General features: G+C 38.4%; 18 protein-coding genes and 1 pseudogene. 1 reads left to right on the forward strand and 18 read right to left on the reverse strand.

Annotated elements, in window-relative coordinates; translation table 11 throughout:
• Nucleotides 1-30: 30 nt before the first annotated feature.
• From FNK51_RS10940 to FNK51_RS11010, 15 genes are all read right to left on the reverse strand, one after another.
• The gene (locus FNK51_RS10940; protein WP_220126987.1) at nucleotides 31-1,371 is read right to left on the reverse strand and encodes an MFS transporter; all 1,341 of its coding nucleotides are present in this window, start codon (nucleotides 1,369-1,371) and stop codon (nucleotides 31-33) included.
• A 208-nt stretch (nucleotides 1,372-1,579) separates the two neighbouring features.
• Nucleotides 1,580-2,947, reverse strand: a complete 1,368-nt coding sequence (locus FNK51_RS10945) for an MFS transporter (protein ID WP_141993339.1) — start codon at nucleotides 2,945-2,947, stop codon at nucleotides 1,580-1,582.
• Nucleotides 2,948-3,071: 124 nt separating this feature from the next.
• Complete coding sequence (locus FNK51_RS10950; protein WP_098373125.1) at nucleotides 3,072-3,884, reverse strand: dioxygenase family protein; 813 nt, start codon at nucleotides 3,882-3,884, stop codon at nucleotides 3,072-3,074.
• A 27-nt stretch (nucleotides 3,885-3,911) separates the two neighbouring features.
• Nucleotides 3,912-5,105, reverse strand: coding sequence for a thiolase family protein (locus FNK51_RS10955; protein WP_098373126.1), 1,194 nt, complete (start codon nucleotides 5,103-5,105; stop codon nucleotides 3,912-3,914).
• Between the two features lie 4 nt (nucleotides 5,106-5,109).
• Nucleotides 5,110-5,448, reverse strand: a complete 339-nt coding sequence (locus FNK51_RS10960; protein ID WP_048687694.1) for a DUF3870 domain-containing protein — start codon at nucleotides 5,446-5,448, stop codon at nucleotides 5,110-5,112.
• Between the two features lie 75 nt (nucleotides 5,449-5,523).
• The gene (locus FNK51_RS10965) at nucleotides 5,524-6,639 is read right to left on the reverse strand and encodes a muconate cycloisomerase family protein (RefSeq protein ID WP_141993340.1); all 1,116 of its coding nucleotides are present in this window, start codon (nucleotides 6,637-6,639) and stop codon (nucleotides 5,524-5,526) included.
• A gap of 20 nt (nucleotides 6,640-6,659) precedes the next feature.
• Nucleotides 6,660-7,292, reverse strand: a complete 633-nt coding sequence (locus FNK51_RS10970; RefSeq protein WP_098373128.1) for a 3-oxoacid CoA-transferase subunit B — start codon at nucleotides 7,290-7,292, stop codon at nucleotides 6,660-6,662.
• Complete coding sequence (locus FNK51_RS10975) at nucleotides 7,285-7,974, reverse strand: CoA transferase subunit A (RefSeq protein ID WP_141993341.1); 690 nt, start codon at nucleotides 7,972-7,974, stop codon at nucleotides 7,285-7,287. The genes FNK51_RS10970 and FNK51_RS10975 overlap by 8 nt, the downstream gene beginning before the upstream one ends.
• A 21-nt stretch (nucleotides 7,975-7,995) precedes the next feature.
• A complete protein-coding gene (locus FNK51_RS10980; protein ID WP_141993342.1) occupies nucleotides 7,996-8,715 on the reverse strand; it encodes a carboxymuconolactone decarboxylase family protein in 720 nt (239 codons plus the stop codon).
• Nucleotides 8,716-8,729: 14 nt separating this feature from the next.
• Complete coding sequence (locus tag FNK51_RS10985; RefSeq protein WP_179891168.1) at nucleotides 8,730-9,416, reverse strand: cyclase family protein; 687 nt, start codon at nucleotides 9,414-9,416, stop codon at nucleotides 8,730-8,732.
• Between the two features lie 241 nt (nucleotides 9,417-9,657).
• A complete protein-coding gene (locus tag FNK51_RS10990; RefSeq protein ID WP_141993343.1) occupies nucleotides 9,658-10,491 on the reverse strand; it encodes an alpha/beta fold hydrolase in 834 nt (277 codons plus the stop codon).
• A 278-nt stretch (nucleotides 10,492-10,769) separates the two neighbouring features.
• On the reverse strand, nucleotides 10,770-11,231 hold the full coding sequence (locus FNK51_RS10995) for a pyridoxamine 5'-phosphate oxidase family protein (protein ID WP_260398041.1): 462 nt from the start codon (nucleotides 11,229-11,231) through the stop codon (nucleotides 10,770-10,772).
• A 35-nt stretch (nucleotides 11,232-11,266) separates the two neighbouring features.
• Nucleotides 11,267-11,842: a non-oxidative hydroxyarylic acid decarboxylases subunit B gene (locus FNK51_RS11000; protein WP_141993344.1), complete on the reverse strand. Its 576-nt coding sequence runs from the start codon at nucleotides 11,840-11,842 to the stop codon at nucleotides 11,267-11,269.
• A 55-nt stretch (nucleotides 11,843-11,897) separates the two neighbouring features.
• Nucleotides 11,898-13,385 (reverse strand): UbiD family decarboxylase, encoded by a 1,488-nt coding sequence (locus FNK51_RS11005; protein WP_141993345.1) that lies wholly within the window; start codon nucleotides 13,383-13,385, stop codon nucleotides 11,898-11,900.
• A 130-nt stretch (nucleotides 13,386-13,515) separates the two neighbouring features.
• Nucleotides 13,516-14,343 (reverse strand): MerR family transcriptional regulator, encoded by an 828-nt coding sequence (locus FNK51_RS11010; protein WP_141993346.1) that lies wholly within the window; start codon nucleotides 14,341-14,343, stop codon nucleotides 13,516-13,518.
• A gap of 298 nt (nucleotides 14,344-14,641) precedes the next feature.
• On the opposite strand from FNK51_RS11010, the pseudogene FNK51_RS27765 reads away from it, so the two are divergent.
• A pseudogene (locus tag FNK51_RS27765) lies at nucleotides 14,642-14,867 on the forward strand (serine hydrolase); the annotation flags it as partial.
• Nucleotides 14,868-15,173: 306 nt separating this feature from the next.
• Here the strand turns inward: FNK51_RS27765 and FNK51_RS11020 are convergent.
• The 3 genes from FNK51_RS11020 to FNK51_RS11030 all read right to left on the reverse strand — a co-directional run bounded on the left by FNK51_RS11020 (nucleotide 15,174) and on the right by FNK51_RS11030 (nucleotide 17,187).
• Nucleotides 15,174-15,950, reverse strand: a complete 777-nt coding sequence (locus tag FNK51_RS11020) for a DeoR/GlpR family DNA-binding transcription regulator (RefSeq protein WP_141993348.1) — start codon at nucleotides 15,948-15,950, stop codon at nucleotides 15,174-15,176.
• A gap of 251 nt (nucleotides 15,951-16,201) precedes the next feature.
• Complete coding sequence (gene tatC / locus FNK51_RS11025) at nucleotides 16,202-16,939, reverse strand: twin-arginine translocase subunit TatC (RefSeq protein ID WP_141993349.1); 738 nt, start codon at nucleotides 16,937-16,939, stop codon at nucleotides 16,202-16,204.
• A 59-nt stretch (nucleotides 16,940-16,998) separates the two neighbouring features.
• Nucleotides 16,999-17,187, reverse strand: coding sequence for a twin-arginine translocase TatA/TatE family subunit (locus FNK51_RS11030; RefSeq protein ID WP_063236065.1), 189 nt, complete (start codon nucleotides 17,185-17,187; stop codon nucleotides 16,999-17,001).
• Between the last annotated feature and the right edge of the window lie 69 nt (nucleotides 17,188-17,256).

A 17,256-nucleotide genomic window follows, 5' to 3' on the forward strand; every position in this document is an offset into this window, starting at 1 on the left:
TGTAATTCCGCCTTTCTCCTTTTTATTTTATCATTCAGTGATTTCAATACGCTGGACTTTTCCGAGAAGAAAGATATAAGCAAAAGCGCCAATTAGGGCCACTACGGATATGAAGGTTAGCGCTGCTGCATATGAATGTGTCGCACTAATGATTATACCGACGATTAATGGAGATAATGCCCCGCCTATGTTAGCTACAAAATATAGTGAAGAACCCGTTAGTCCTACCATTCCTTTCGGAGCAATATCAGCTAAAAGGGCACCGGTAACCGTTGATGCCATCCCCTGTCCGAAGAAGGCTATTGCCATAAAGGTGATGACTATGTTTGGTGAATCCGTATAATTTCCCCCGAGAATCAAACAAGAAAGTAACAATCCGACAATAATGGGCAGTTTCCGTGCCATTCCGGTTGATAACCCGCGTATTATCATCCAATCGGAACATCGGCCGCCAATCAGAGTTCCTAATATCGCTACTATGTATGGGATACTTGCATAAATTCCGGTTTTTAACATCGTCATTCCCTTTTCATCAATCAAATAGGATGGAAACCAAGTCATAAAGAAAAACAAAGTAGTTTGAATGGAAAATTGCCCGATGAACATTCCCCAAATTTGACGGTGTTTAAGCAGTTGGCCAATCCGTTTCCAGGAAAAAGGATGCTTCTCTTCGGTACCGATCATCCCTCCGCCTTCTTTGATATAGTTTAGCTCCTGCTGAGAAATACGCTTATGTTCCCTTGGATTCCGATAGAATCCATACCAAACCAATCCAATAAGAATCCCTATAATTCCGGCTATATAAAACAGGTAATTCCAGCCAAAGGTAATGATGATCCAAGTAAATACTGGAGTCAGGAAGGCTAATCCAATATATTGAGTACCCGTATAAATCCCTACCGCAGTAGCACGTTCTTTTTTAGGAAACCACTCGGATACACACCAGGCATTAGTAGGTATGGAGGGAGATTCAAAGGCACCCAGTCCTATGCGATATGTAATCAGGGACGATATACTTTTCGCGGTTCCTACCATGAATGTAAATACAGACCAAAAAATGAGGGAAACCGTGTATACCTTTCTAGGACCAAATCTATCAAGAAAGTAGCCGCTAAAAAGCATGGAGAACGTATAACTCCAGCCAAATACAGAAAATATGATTCCCATTAAAGCCGGGTCTATTTGTAAATCGGCTTGAATATTCGGAGCAGCAAGCGAAATGATGGCACGGTCGATGTAATTTATACAAGTGACTAAAGCAATTAGAAATAGGATAAACCATCGAACAGTTTTCTGTTTTCCTTTTTTTGATCTGTCCGTTAACAGTTCCGGTGTGCGATCTTCTATTATTGCCTTTAATTCTGAACTCAATATTTTTCCCCCTAACCTAATGTCCAACATTAGTACATCGTTCTACTAACTTTATTGAAATTTCATAAATGCTTGTATGTTTCCTGCAATTACTTATCAATCCGAGTTTAATATTTTCAAGAGCAGCCCTAGGAACATTGATAGCAGATCCCCTTGTTGCAAAGTTAAGCAACTTAGGGGATCGTTTTTTGAATTGTGAATCATTTCTTTAGATAGTTACAGTCTTCTCTGATTCTACCTCTTCATTATCCTCCTTGACTACCCTGTCAAAAGATCCATGTTTTTCTTGGACAAGAATATAACCGATGGCAGCGATGATACTTGGCAGGGCAAATGTAGCAAAAGCAACCTTTGGATTCATGCCTGTTGACAGAAGAAAGGCAATTAAAGTAGGAGCGATAATTGAGCCAATCCTGCCTATTGCTTGTGAATAGCCCATACCCGTCGTACGGATTTCACGGGGGTAATATTCCGTGATGTACGGATTGGCTAAGTTCATGGCACCCACAGTACAGGCACCCCCCATAAAAATCAGTAAATATACTCCGAAGGTATTAGTCGTAGCGCTCAATGCGACAAAGGTAACGGCCCCTAATAAGAATAGTGTAACAAGAACTTTACGATGGCCCATTTTTCCAGCATAATAACCGCCTAATAAGGAACCTCCAATTTGACCAAGGCATAAAACCAGGTTAAATGAAAGGCTTGAGGTGATACTGAATCCGGAATCCTGCATCATTTTTGGAAGCCATGTATTTAATCCGTAAGCCATCATCAATGTACAGAACACAGCCAACCATATGGAAACCGTACTGAATGCCCGTTTGTTCGTGAATAGTTTTTTTACTGGTGATCCTTTCCCCCTCTGTTCAGCTTCACTAAGCCTGAAATCGTCTGTTTCTTTAAAATCCCCTTCTGGTTTGACTTTATTGAGGATTTCAACAACCTTACCAATTTCCTTCTTTGCTAGATAGTAGGAAAGGGATTCAGGAAACTGCTTCATGAATATTGGAAGTGTAAGTAATGGCAAAATTCCAATAAAGTATAAAACACGCCAATCCGTATAAGGAATGATATACATTCCCACTAATGATGCCATGATTCCACCGATTGAATAGCCACAATACATCGCAGCTACAATGATGGCCCGATTTTGTTTTGGGGAATATTCAGTCATTAGCGATATAACATTCGGCATCAAGGCTCCCATGCCAATTGCCGCAATGAAACGCATGACTGTGAACCATGTGAGGTTAGGTGCTATCCCTGCCCCCAAGGTAAATACGCTGAACAAAATCATACAAATGACGAGAACATTCTTCCGGCCATATTTATCTGCAATCGGTGCTAAAATCAGGGCGCCAATCATCATGCCGAATAAGGAATAACTGCCGACTGCCCCTGCCTGTATGGAAGTTAACCCCCACTCTTCCATCATCCAAGGCAAACCCACACCATACATCGCTATTTCATACCCGTCGAAAGCGATGGCATAAAAACACCAAAGAAAAACAAGTAAATGAAAGCGGTTAAATTTACTGACAGCAATGATATCCGAAGCAACTACACTACGCATTTTCCGCCTCCCATCATTTATAAAAATATCATGTATTTTCCGAGTTCCAAAATAGAACTCGGAAAAATCAGATAATAACTTTTGAAATTGCCTATTAACAAACAATGCATATTCCTATCGATGTTTAGTTTTTCACGACAGCTTTATTGAAAACTGGTTTATCTTGTAATCTAAGTTCAAAATCTAAATGAGCCGTATAATAATCATTTTTCAAACCTTTTTCTGCACCGGAATGTTTATCTAACTTCGTAATTAAGCTTCCACGAACACCTTGTGCAACATCATTTTCTAAATATTTATCGCCTTCAAAATATATTTGTGTTACTAATCTATCGCCATTTTCCGGTTGGAACAATAGATGCAAATGTGCTGGACGAAATGCATGATGATCAATCCACTTTAAGAACTGACCAGAAGGCCCATCTGTTGGAATTGAATAATTACCCGGTACAACTGTTTTAATTTCAAAATTACCATTCGCATCCGTATAAAAAACACCACGTAAATTATCATCTGGAATACCTTCGGCGAAGTATGAGTATTCACCATTTGTATCAGCCTGCCACATATCGATTTTAGTATTTGCCAACGGATTTCCATTAACATCTTTCACTGATCCTGAAAAGAATAGGGCGTCACCTGGTTCATTTTCACGTTGTGGCAGCACACCAGGATTTTGAACGACTGGCGTATTTTCAATGTAATAAGGTCCTAGAATAGTAGGTTCAGTTCCTTTTACACTTTTATACATTTCTTGAAGAGCATGAGTTTCAAAGAAAACATCCATAAATAACGGAATTTCCCCTGCCCTGCCTAATTGATCCATCCAATCCACAAGAGCTTGATAGTCATTATGATCAATTTCGTATTCACTAACTAATTCCTTGAATTTAACTACCAATCCATTATAAACGTCGATTACTTTTTGATTCTTCATTATATTTCCTCCAATTTTTTTAAGTTTTTATATTTGTTGATTTTCAATGATGGTACTGATTCCTAATCCACCTGCTATACATAGTGTGATTAGCCCATATCTTTTTCCGGTTCTTTCTAACTCATGCATCAATTTGGTTGCTAAAATTGCACCAGTGGCACCAATTGGATGTCCCATGGCAATGGCACCGCCATTAGGATTCACCTTATTCATATCAAGCTTCAATTCTTTGATTACTGCCAAAGCTTGTGCAGAAAAGGCTTCGTTCAGCTCTATTAAATCAATATCATTCAGTTTCAGCCCTGACATTTGAAGCGCTTTCAAGGTAGAGTTGACAGGTCCCAGCCCCATGTAATTCGGAGATACGCCTGCTGCAGCTTGAGCGATCATTCTTGCCTTCGGCTTTTTACCACTCCTTTTTGCTGCTTCTTCCGACATTAGTATCAGAGCGGATGCACCATCATTTCTTCCACTACTATTTCCAGCGGTTACCGTTCCATTTTTCTTGAAAACCGGTTTTAAATTAGCCAACTTTTCCAGACTGGTTTCTCTTGGGTGCTCATCCACATTAAATTCCATTAACCCTTTTTTCGTTTTAACTTGATAGGGAACGATCTCTTTCGAAAATAGTTCAGTAGAAATTGCCCGTTTTGCATTTTCTTGGCTCCTTAAAGCAAATTCATCTTGTTCAGTCCTTGAAATGGAATATTTTTCAGCCAGATTTTCTGCTGTCATTCCCATCGTTAACATCCCGTAATCTTCAACGGGCTGTGAACCTGGCTGGCTTTCCGTATTCGGGTCCAATAACTGTCCATTCCCTGATTTCAATCCAAAACGGATATTTCTCATATAGTATGGGGCCGTGCTCATTGATTCCGCTCCGCCTGCAATGATTACATCCCCAAATCCGCATTGTATTTGTTGACTGGCAGAATTGATTGCCTGGATGCCGGATCCGCATTGTCTGTGTACGGTATAACCTGGTACTTCCACAGGAAATCCTGCCCTGAGCGATGCAACTCTTGCCAAATTTGACGCATCTGAACTTTGTTTGGCTTGTCCCATTATCACTTCATCAATACTCTCTTTAGGAATATCCGCTCTCTTGATAACTTCATCAAGGACAGCAGCTGCCAGGAAATCGGCAGGAACATTTTCCAATGCTCCCCCTAATTTCCCTATAGCGGTGCGAACCGAATCTATAATAACTACATTGCTCAATTTTCTACCTCCTGCTATTTTTATTTCTTTCTTCTAAACTATCCTTATATCTTTGGTGAGCTATTTTCAGGGCAACAATCACCGACTGCTGCGATGGAGCTAAAAAGTCCGTTTTAATATTCTCTATTAAGGAATCGATATCTTTACTAAAATCAAAACCTACTATCATTCGCTTAAAAAAATCCTGGGCCAAAGTTGTTAAAAACGTAAATTCTGCATTAATGATTATGTGACTTTCCTTGTGAATTTCCAGTACCATCCCAGCGTATTTATAATTTTCATACATGCTCGTATTTTGCGGTGCCTTCGCATAGGCCGTGATTAATAATGTTGGCTGTCCCATATAAAACTACATCCTCTCAAGATTACTTGCATAAACCAGTGGGTGTTTCTTAATCCCCTTTCCAGTTTATATTAATTAAAGACCTCTTGAAAAATGTTTTACTTTTTCCAGATCTATCTCCATGCCAAATCCTGGACCATCCGGGATGATTATTTCATAATTCTCATATTTTATTTGGTTTAGCGTAATATTTTCTTTGAAAAGTAACGGTCCAAATAATTCTGTACCGAATTCAAATTTTGGAATGGTTGAATAAAGTTGTGCACAAATGGCCGTTCCCAATGATGATTCAATCATCGTTCCGCCATACAAACCAAAGCCTACACCTTCGGCAATCGCAGCCACCTTTTTCGTTTGGGTCATCCCGCCATGTTTACATATTTTCAAGGCGAAGGAATTACCTGCCCTATGTTTAGCTATTTGGAATGAATCTTGTAATGAATTCAATGATTCATCGGCCATGATCGGGACCTTAAAACGTTCGGTCAACCTTGCCATCCCTTCATTATCCCAAGCTGGCAGCGGCTGTTCGACCATGGAAACTCCGCCTTCCTGTAAAGCTTCAATGCAATACGTAGCCGTTGTTTCATCCCATGCTTGATTAACATCAACCGTAATGCGTGCTTGATCTCCCACGGCTTCAATAATTTTCAATACATGCTCCACATTCTTATATGGATTACCTTTGCCAATTTTCAATTTAAAGATATTATGACGTTTTTGGTGTAAAGATTCTTTCGCTTCTTCGATATCTTTACTCGTATCCCCACTTGCCAAAGTCCATGCCACCGGCAATGATTTATGAATTTGTCCACCGAATAATTCATATGCAGGGATGTTTCTCCTTCTGGCTACTAAATCCACCATGGCTGATTCAACGACAGCCTTCGCAAAATTATTTCCTCTAACATTTAGTGAAACTTCATGCATGATTTTGTCATAATGGACGGGGTTTTTACCAATGATAAGCGGGGTGATATATGTATCAATATTCACTTTGATCGCCTCAGGTGTCCCCTCACCATATGAAGCCCCGCCTATTGTCGCCACTTCCGCCCAACCTTCCGCACCCTCTTCATCCATGACACGGGCAAGAATGATCGTTTGTTCCACGATCGTATGCATGGCAAGCTGATGAGGACGAATTGTGGGTAAATCAATAATGTATACATCTACTGAACGTATTTTCATTTAAACCACCTTTTTAACATTTAATAGATAAAATCCGCTTCTGTTTTTGCTCTTACTTCTTCGATCGTTATACCAGGCATTAATTCAATCAATTTCAACTGTTTGTCAATAACTTCAAAGACAGCCAACTCGGTGATGATCAAGTCAACGCTTCTAGTGGAAGTAATCGGGTAGGTGCATTCATTTAAAACTTTACTTTTACCTTCCTTACTTGTATGTGTCATTGTCACGATCACTTTTTTGGCACCAACCAACAGGTCCATCGCTCCTCCAACACCCATGATATTCTTGCCAGGTACGGCCCAATTTGCAATTTCCCCGGTTTGACCTACCTGCAAAACACCCAAGATGGCAACATCAATATGTCCTCCACGGATCATTGCAAACGATTCTGCACTATTAAAGAATGATGCACCAATCGATTCCCCTACCGGTAACTTGCCTGCATTAACTAAATTGGGATCGATTTCATCTTCATCAACTTCTGCAACCCCTAATAATCCATTTTCCGTATGGAAAAAAACATTTTCATCATCAATGTATTTTGCAACCAAGGTCGGAATCCCGATTCCAAGGTTCACTATACAAGGGCCCGTCAATTCTTTTGCCGCGCGTCTTGCTATCATATTTTGCATTAATTCTTTGTCACTCATAACCTTTGACACCTTCCTTCGTCAGGATTTTCTTTGCCTTAATAATTCCATCGACGAATAGATGCGGTGTTACAATCTCCTCTGGCGGGAGTTCTCCAGGTTCAACTATCTCATCCACTTCAGCAATTACGACATCTGCGGCTGTTGCCATTACCGGATTAAAGTTTCGAGCCGTTTTATAATAAACAAGATTACCGAGTGTATCTGCCTTCCATGCCCTGATCAAAGCTACATTTGCTCTTATGGCAGGTTCAAAAATATATGTAGCCCCATTTATTTCCCTTTCTTCTTTTCCTTTAGCTAAATCGGTCCCTACACTCGTTTTCGTATAGTAACCGCCTATGCCAGCACCGCCAGCACGAATGGATTCCGCTAATGTCCCCTGTGGCAATAGTTCTAATTCAATTTCACCACGTTGGTAAAACTCCCCAATTTCACGATTGCTTGTAAAATAAGAACCAATCGCCTTTTTTATTTTCTTCTGGCTTAGGAGAACTCCCAGACCTTTTCCTTTCTCGCCTAAATTGTTACTGATTACTGTCAAGCCTGCTACATCCTTTTTGGCCAAACCATCTATTAATGTAAGAGGGGCACCGATCAAGCCAAATCCACCTACCATTAATGTATGACCGTTCTTCACACAAGATAAAGCTGCTTCTATATCTTGATGTACTTTTTCCATGTTTTCCCCACCAATCTCACGTTACTTATTTTCAATCAATGAATCACTTGCCTCAAACCAAGCAGGTATTCCAGCAGTCAATAAGCAAATCAGTCCCACTTCAGCTAATTGTTCTTCCGAAGCTCCATTTAACCTTGCCGCCTCCATCCATTCCCCAACCTGTTCCCCTTTTAATTCTGTAATGAATATGCCTGTCATCAGGAGATGTTTTAGACTTTTTGAAACCACTGAATCACTTAATATATAATCTTTGAGGGAGTTTTGGTCTTCCGATTTAACCAGTTTCAAAACATTCGAGACGAATCCCGTCTCCTCATCCCCTAATAGTTCAATCATATAAAGCAGGATTTCTTCTGCTGTTCCTTGATCGCCACTTATTTCGGGATATCGAATGCCTTTAAGTGTTAGAGCATACTCCAAAGACTTCATTCCTGTTTTTAATGCTTCTGTTCCGTTATATAAGTAAGAAACAATTAAGTATTCCACCAGTTCCGGTATTGTTGCCCCGCCATCGATTGCCCCTTTGGTATGGTAAACCATACTCCGTTCATACAACCTCGCAGCATTCATGCCTACCAGTAATATATCTTTTTCCTTCTTCGTCAAGGCTCCCTCTCGCATGATGTTACTTCGTAAGTTGGTATAGTGATCAAGTGCATTGGGGCTATAATCGTGCATTTTTTGCACCCAGCCTGGTACCACATCATAAACTTCTTTGAAATACAATAATCCCTCGCTCATTCGTCTGCACCTCTTTAAATTAATTGTGAATCAAGTATCGATAGTGCCCTTATAGGTGAGGCTGTTGCATTTTTTAGTTTTAAAGGGATCCCGAAAAAAAGAAAGCGGGAATGCTTAGGCAGTTTTTCAAGATTCACTAGATTTTCAACGATATATATATCATGGTTCAGTAATTTTTGATGAATTCCGCTTTCTGAATCTTGGTTCAAATCCGCATTTGGCAAATCCAACCCGACAATATGTATTTGCTTTTCAATTAACCATTGAGCCACACTTTCATCTAATGCCTGCGCTTCAAAAAAGCCTTTTTCCCCCCATGATTTCCCCCATGTCCTGATCAGGACGATATCGTCTTTTTCAACATATACTCCCTGCCTGCGTTCGGCCTCTTCAAGTAAATCTTTCGTAACAGGTTCATGTGTCGCTTTTAACATGCTTACATCCAGTATGAGGGCATCCCCAAACATATTCTTCAGATTGATGGTTTCAACCGAATCCCCATTTTCTGAGTAATGTGAAGCCACATCGACATGTGTCCCACTATGGTCAGAAAAAGAAATCAACTTGGAACGGTAGCCTTTAGGAAGTGAATCATATTTCCCCTTATGTTCAAGAGGTTCATCTTTAATCCCTATTGCAGGTAAATCATTATTCGTAACTAGACCATCGTAAAGTTCCAATGTTAAATCAATGATTTTCAACGATAAAACCCCCAAATTCATTAAGCTTTTACATTATCACGACAAAAATGGCTACCCTAAACATTACTATCAATAATTGACAGCAGGTGTTTAAGGTAGCCAGTTGTTCACTAGTTGTTATTAAAAAAGGTTGTTTTTTAATAGCTAATGAATAGGCAATAATTAAGTTTATTATATATTCTTAATATTACACTATTTTCTGATAATTTCAATATTTTTTTAAAAAATATCTTCAAAAAAATCAAATTCGTTTTAAGAACGACTTTATCTCTTTGTTAATCTCCGCCCTATTTTCAAACACCATTGTATAGTGGTTACAAGTTGAAACGATCGTTTCAATATCAGGTGTATATTTCTTCGTATCATCATAGGCTTCTTCATAAAATAATGGAGGAAAATCCCCTATTTTCCCACTGGCATAAACCAATAAGGTTTTACAGGAAATTTGTCTACAAACTTCTTTAGGGACAAAAGAATAAAAACTATTGAAATCTGTAAGAATGCTATCTTCTGATGATTTATTCTCCCAGTGACCATCCACTTCATGAACCTCATACTCCGCCACACTTTGCAGGTGATCTGTCCAATTGATACCCAAACGGCTATAGATTTCCTTAATTTCTGCAATATAACTTTCCTGAGATTCATATTCTTTACTTAATCGGCCTAGAGATGGTTGTACGATGTCCCTTTGTTGTTGAGAGGAAATGGCCGCACCATCCAATAATATCAGGGCCTGTACCGAAGTTAATTTGCTGGCTACAACACTTGAGATGAAGGCTCCCATTGAATACCCGATCAAAATAGGATTTTTAATCTTTAACTCTTGAATTAACTCAATTACATCTTCTGCATGTTTAAAAAGAGAAGACTGCACATCTGTCCTCGAACTATTTCCCCTCCCTCTCAAGTCAATCGAAATGACTCTGTACTCGCCTTTTAACATTTCTGCATAATAATGCATTTGCTTATGATTGCCCGTTAAACCATGTATGGCGATGATTGGCCCTTTCGTTCCAGGATAATCAGCAATTTGGATTCTATGTTCCCCCAATTCCTTTACATACATTTCCATAGTAACACTCCTCCATTTCCTTGATTAAAAACATAACCCAACCTACATATTTAATAAAAAAAGCTATCTTAACTTCACCATCAAGGTAACTTGATCGAGAAATTAAGATAGCCAGTCAGTTCATTAATTTTCATTAAAAAAGGCCTTTTTTTAATGATTAATGAATAGGCAAGGTATAAATACATGTAATGATTCCATTTTACATGAAGTTCTAATTTTATCAATTATAATTTGATAATTTTGATTTCTTAGTAACTTAAAGTCGGTACCTGGGAATTTTATTGAAGGAGGTCCTCTATGGTCTCCCTCCATCGTTCAACAATTTCTTTAGGGTTTTTCAAGTCGATTTTAATTCCAGAGGTTATTTCAGCATACTTAGCAATATCCTCCCGTGCCTCTACTATTTTGGCCTGGAATCTTTCTCTTTTGTATTGGACATTTTGCAGCTCTTTTAATCTCTCTAATGAAAGGCGAAAATATTGGGCTTTACCTTTCCAAAACAAAACCAGTGTAGCTTTATGGGTACGATTGACATTGGCTGTAGTCGAAGTATCCGGCCATAAGCCAATCCTTAATTCCTTCCTGCTTATTGCTACGATCTCACCCACGCTAATCATTGCAGTATGTGGCCATCCTTCTTCACTTACCGTCAACAGCATCATGGCTTCATGCTGCTTGTCGACAAGTTCTTTACCATTTAACAAGTCGAATACCTCTACTGGCATTTCCATCCCATTCATTTTTTCACCTTTTTCCTTAATTCACTAGTAATCTGTTATATTTTGGTGCGATATTTCATTCCGTCCCACCGTTTCGCACCGTGAGCATCGATTTCAAATTGATCTAACGCCCTATATGCAAGATGATCAATGATATCGTTAACATTTTCAGGATTATTATAGAAGGCTGGCATCGGAGGGAATATAATAGTCCCCATTTTGGAAAGCTCCATCATATTCTCCAAATGAATCGTATTTAGAGGGGTTTCTCTTGTCATTAGTAATAATTTTTTTCTTTCTTTCAACATGACATCAGCAGATCGCGTTAATAAATTATCCGCTAGTCCCATGCGAATGGAAGCTAGTGTTTTCATACTGCAAGGTGCTACGATCATGCCATCAACCCGGAAAGATCCACTTGATATTCTTGCTGCTTGATCTTTGTAAGAATAGGAATGATCAGCTAATCCCTCCACGTCTTTAACAGAATATGAAGTTTCATGTTGAATGGTGGCATGTGCCCAAGGGGACATGATTAAATGGGTCTCCACTTCACTGCTTTTAAGCATCTGAAGAATCCTAATTCCGAAAATGGCTCCAGTCGCTCCTGTTATCCCAACAATGATTTTCATTAATTCCCCTCCTTATTCATTAGTCATTGAATCGAAACTTAAAAATATAGAGAACTTATACATTGGAGAATCCAGGCACAAATCGACTTGGATCTACCTCTTTAAATTCAGACCTTTTAAATTCATCTTTTAAATGAAACGGTACTGTACAGTCAAAAATGGTCTTACAGGAAATCCCCTTTTCCTGAATGGTGGGGCTGTATGCGGGATCTTGTGAAGGATCTAACGGGTGACAGCGCACTCCAGGAATGAATACAGTATCAACATCACCTTGGTAACGAGTATTTAACGCCCATAAAACATCATTACTATCAAAGGGATCCACATCTTCATCCACTATGAACACATGCTTAAGTTCAGAAAAGGCAGAGAACGCCAATAGTGCAGCTTGTCTTTGGCGACCTTCATCACTTGGCTGACTTTTCTTGAATTGAAGAACGGCCATGTATTTACCCCCTCCTGAAGTATGGGCATAAACGTTCAATAATTTGCCTGGCATGGCCTTTTCCACCATTTGCAGAATGCTTGCTTCAGTTGGAATGCCAGCCATATTCACATGTTCTTCACTTGGACCAATAACTGTTTGCATGATTGGATTGACACGGTGCGTAACAGCTTTCACTTTGATTAGAGGCAGTTCCGCTACAGCTGAGCCTGTATAACCAGGGAATTCTGGCATTGCTTTTCCAGTATTGGTGTTTTGATCTTCCCGAACGCGCACTCCGGGAACCAATTCCCCTTCTATTACATATTCAGCATTCGCGATAGCTTTTTCATCAATGGTCAAGCATTGGACCAGTTCTACCGCTTCTTTCCTGATAGCCCCTGCAACACTCAACTCATTAAAGCCAAGAGGAGTCGTAGGTGCTTCAAAACAAGCAGCGACTTCAATAGCAGGGTCAACACCGATACTAATGGAAATTGGTAATGGTTTTCCTGCTTTTTCAGCCTTTTCACGAAAAACTTCTAAATGGCGGCCAGGAACAAAATACATGGACATCTCATCTTTACTTTGTAAACATAAACGATGTATCGTTATATCAGATTCACCCGTTTCCGAATCGGAGGCATAGCACATGCCTATGGTGATATACGGGCCTGCATCTTCCTCTGTATTCGTAGGGGCAGGTATTAACTTTCTGATATCGAAATCCGGATCTTCCGCATAGTGAACCACTTCTTGAGCTTTCGCTTTATCATTTGTAATGGTGATTGGATCAATTGGGTTTTTTACAGCTTCATTTAAAAGGAACCCCAGTCGCTCCGGTTTTGTATCCAGCATGAGACCGACTCTTTCCCGGCTGGCTAAAAGTCCAATCACCACGCTTGAATCTTCATGTCCCAATACATGATTGAAAACCATGGCAGGTCCGATTTTTGTTGGACGCATTACTGTTCCGCCAGCACCGACATGACGATAAACCCCAGATAATTCAGCATGAGGATTGACAGGTTCATCCGTTTCAATCAATTGTCCTGGTATGGACTTCAGTAGTTCCAAGGCAGAACGTAAATCTGTCACTTTATTCATTTTTTCAGACATAAAAAATCCCCCTATCACTTTATGACCAGTATCCTATGTATCATTCAAATTCAAATAACCTATATGTTATCGGTTACAACTGATATTCTAAAGTGTATTTCTACTATACAGTCAATGGATATTTAAAAATTCAAGTAATTTTCTCTACAGGGATTTGCAGCTGACAAAAATCAACACTATTATCATTCTCGTAAAAGGTCGTATCCAATAAACAAGCGTCCACGACGTCCCCTACAGTTCTATACTGATTTTCACTGATCCAATGAACCAATTCATTTAAAAACTCAATGTCATATGGCATTCCATATTTATACACACATGCATACTGACCAGCAGGCAACGTCATCATATTATCCATATCAGGATCTATAAAGGGTAAAGAAGTATATATTCCCGCACCCTCGAAAACATCATCCGTTCCAAGCTTATCCTTTAAAATAACCGTGCCAAATCCCTCTGACGGAAGCATCTCATGTTTACTTAATACATTCCAAGCTTTCATCAGCGTTAAATGTAATTCTTCTCGGCACAATTCATTTTCAAATGGTATAAATAAGACATGCCTTTCAGGAAATTCTTCTATAATAGGTTTATCCAATTCACTTTTAATATTTTTGGCTTCTGAATATTTCATTAATCTCTGCTGAATAAATGTACGTGTATTCATCAAGGTATTTATTTCTTTATCAATGAATTCTTGATGAAATTCCAAAAGTGACATGGCAGTAGTTAAATTCCGATTTCCTATATGCTCCTTAATATCATTCAGTTTGATGCCAATCGACTTCAAAAAGCAAATTTCCCTTAGAAACGGAATCTGAACTGCACTATAATACCGATAACCATGTTCATCTATATGTACAGGTTTAAATAATTCGATCTTATCGTAATAAATGAGTGTTTGCCTTGAGATACTGTGAATGGAAGCCATTTCACTGATTGATAAGTAATTGCCCACATGTGTTCCTCCTCCGCAAAGCCTTTTTGTAAAGTTCTTCCTAATTCTCACATTTACTTTGTACCATAATTTAATATATTAATTTTTTGATTTCCCTGCTTCCATACGGCAGCTACAGTCGATTGGAGAGAGTCAGTATTCTAAAGAAAACTTCTATCCTGCCCTAACTTTACCATTTTCCATTTAAAATAAGGGATTTTCAAAGGCCCTGTCTATCAAAAAAATGGATCATATCAACATCTTCATTAATAAGCACTAAATGAGCAAACGAAATTCACTAGTTATAAATTTTAAATGATTATCTAATTATTTTGCGTACCAAATCTATAATGAACTCCTTGAATTATAACCAATTGAAGAGGTATAAAGATCTGTTGAAGATACCGCTAAGATAAATGAAATGATGAAAGAAGTAAATCAGTCCCTTCCAGAGCAGATAAAGAATACAACCCCTTCACATCCATTTGAAGATTACACTGTAACATTTGATCATCCAGCTTATCTTGAAGTGTATAAACAAAATAATGAATTGCACATAAGGGTTTTAGAGAATGAATTACCATGGTTCATTTACTTGTTTATTTGCATTTACCAGCATTGTGGAGTACACAGCTTCTCACCTTTACAAAAGTTAAATTACAATCTATCCACTGAAAAAAGAGCACCTCTTGGCACTCTTTTTTCATGATTTTTTTTCAACGTGATTCACAAACATATCTTGTTGCTTTTCGTTCAACACTATTTCAGGCTGTAACCTAGAAATTCGAGATTTACTGATACTTTTTATATCAAGTGAGTAGTTTTTAAACTCGAACCCAAATTTCTAATACTCAATTGTCTCTTTCTTGACCTGGAACCACAATCACTTCTACCACATGTTTTTTTAGGATTTCCTGCATATTTTTTGGTACTTCTTTGTCTGTAATCACTATATCAACAGAGTCTAGGTCACATACCTTTTGAAAAAAAGTTTTATTAAATTTCGTTGAATCTGCAATCACAATGACCTGGTCAGAACGCTTAATCATTTCGTGAACGAGGAGGCCTTCTTCCTCGATGGAAGTAGACAGTCCTTCAGAAGATATTCCGCAAGTACCAATGATGCATTTATTCACCTTATAATCCTGGACATCTCTAATGGCTCTTGAACCATATATAGCTTGGTGTCTAGTGCTTAATGTTCCACCTAATAAATTAACCTTTATATCTTCTCTTGGGCTTAATACACTGGTAACATTAATCGAATTAGTCACGACCGTATTGTTCCGGCTCGTTAAATATTTAGCTAGAAATTGAACTGTTGTGGAGGCATCCAAAATAAGATGATCCCCATCGTTTATCAAAGAAGCTGCAAATTTTCCGATTTCACTTTTAGCTTCCGATGCCATGTTCATACGCTCACCATAATTATGGACTTCATTGGAAAGCAGAGCCTTTTTCGCCCCACCCCGTATTCGAATGATCTTCCTCTCCTCTTCTAAATTTATTAAGTCTCTTCTGGCCGTATCTTTAGATACATTATTTATTTTACAAATTGTTTCAATATCAATCCGTTCATTTTCATTTAAATATTGAATAATTGCGTCTAATCGTTCATCCTGCAGCATGATCTCACCTCGTAGATTTAATTATAAGTTAACCCAAGTTTATTCACAACGAAACATGAATTATATTAAGGATAATTAAACTTTCGAGGGTAGATTATTAGTAAATACTGAACACCGTAATCAATATATTTAGTTATCAGAATTCCAAATCGGGGATATTAACCAGGGATTAAACATGATATTAATATTCCGGGCATGAAAAAAAATCAACCTTAAAATGGAGATGATGCTGTCTTAGTGCCAGACCCTTTTTAGACAGGTTCAGACATCCCTTTTTCCCTTTGATGTCGTTTATATACGAATTTGGATAGGCTTACACTGCTTTCATATAATAGTAATAAAGGTATCGTAACTAGGATATCTGATAGGAAGTCTGGTGGTGTAATCAAAATTGAAATAACTATTAAAATAAAGTAAGAATATTTCCTGATTTTTTGCAAACGGTATGGATTTATTATTCCTAAACTTGTTAAAAACATAATGACAACAGGCATTTCAAACAGAAATCCAAAAGGCAGTGTCATATGAAGCATAAATCGGAAATATTTCTCCGTTGTAAAGAAAGTTGTAAACATGCCGTTTGATAGAGACATTAAAAAATTTAGTACAAGCGGAAATAAAATGAAGTAACCAAAACTGATTCCTAGTGTGAATAGAATAAATAGTGCTGGAATATAAGCGCTAGTAACTTTGCGTTCTTTTGGTGTTAACGCTGGACGTACAAACAGCCAAGTTTGGTGCGCAGCAACCGGTATAGTAGCCGCGATGGCAACGACGGTGGCAATAATTAAATAAACGAGTATGATATCACTCGGTCCTAACAGAGCTAGCTTAAACGGCAAATCTTTAACTATTATATTATAAATATCTTGAACAAATATAAATGTCAGTACGAGGAACAGCGTGAAAACGACTAAAGTGATAATAATACGTTTACGTAACTCCTCAAGGTGCTGAATCATGCTCGATTTTTTTTGATTTTCCAACATCATCACTCCAGGAAAAAAAGATGTAAGACAGATCCTACATCCCCTCTTCATTTATTTGATTAGCTTTCTTTCTTATTGGTTACATCGGCATTAGTGTCATCTGCTACAAGGTCTCTGGTAGACTTTTTAAATTCCCTTAATGTTGATCCAAACGCCCTACCAATTTCCGGTAACTTAGAAGGGCCGAAAATAATAAGTGCAATCACTAAAATTAGCATCAATCCTGGTATTCCAATATTTTGTAGCATAACTTCCCCCATTGGTATTTATATTTTGTACTTCCTTTAAAACGTTAAACGTTTATGTGCTCATCGAAC

This window comes from Bacillus sp. B4EP4a, from assembly GCF_006680105.1.
In the GTDB taxonomy this organism is placed as follows: Bacteria; Bacillota; Bacilli; order Bacillales; family DSM-1321; genus Peribacillus; species Peribacillus simplex_E.

Bases quoted from the DNA above. Each gene is read 5' to 3' on its own strand.
- FNK51_RS10945 (WP_141993339.1), bottom strand. From the start codon at position 2,947: ATGCGTAGTGTAGTTGCTTCGGATATCATTGCTGTCAGTAAATTTAAC.
- FNK51_RS10950 (WP_098373125.1), bottom strand. From the start codon at position 3,884: ATGAAGAATCAAAAAGTAATCGACGTTTATAATGGATTGGTAGTTAAA.
- FNK51_RS10960 (WP_048687694.1), bottom strand. From the start codon at position 5,448: ATGGGACAGCCAACATTATTAATCACGGCCTATGCGAAGGCACCGCAA.
- FNK51_RS10965 (WP_141993340.1), bottom strand. From the start codon at position 6,639: ATGAAAATACGTTCAGTAGATGTATACATTATTGATTTACCCACAATT.
- FNK51_RS10970 (WP_098373128.1), bottom strand. From the start codon at position 7,292: ATGAGTGACAAAGAATTAATGCAAAATATGATAGCAAGACGCGCGGCA.
- FNK51_RS10975 (WP_141993341.1), bottom strand. From the start codon at position 7,974: ATGGAAAAAGTACATCAAGATATAGAAGCAGCTTTATCTTGTGTGAAG.
- FNK51_RS10980 (WP_141993342.1), bottom strand. From the start codon at position 8,715: ATGAGCGAGGGATTATTGTATTTCAAAGAAGTTTATGATGTGGTACCA.
- FNK51_RS10990 (WP_141993343.1), bottom strand. From the start codon at position 10,491: ATGGAAATGTATGTAAAGGAATTGGGGGAACATAGAATCCAAATTGCT.
- FNK51_RS10995 (WP_260398041.1), bottom strand. From the start codon at position 11,231: ATGAATGGGATGGAAATGCCAGTAGAGGTATTCGACTTGTTAAATGGT.
- FNK51_RS11000 (WP_141993344.1), bottom strand. From the start codon at position 11,842: ATGAAAATCATTGTTGGGATAACAGGAGCGACTGGAGCCATTTTCGGA.
- FNK51_RS11005 (WP_141993345.1), bottom strand. From the start codon at position 13,385: ATGTCTGAAAAAATGAATAAAGTGACAGATTTACGTTCTGCCTTGGAA.
- FNK51_RS11020 (WP_141993348.1), bottom strand. From the start codon at position 15,950: ATGCTGCAGGATGAACGATTAGACGCAATTATTCAATATTTAAATGAA.
- tatC (WP_141993349.1), bottom strand. From the start codon at position 16,939: ATGTTGGAAAATCAAAAAAAATCGAGCATGATTCAGCACCTTGAGGAG.
- FNK51_RS11030 (WP_063236065.1), bottom strand. From the start codon at position 17,187: ATGCTACAAAATATTGGAATACCAGGATTGATGCTAATTTTAGTGATT.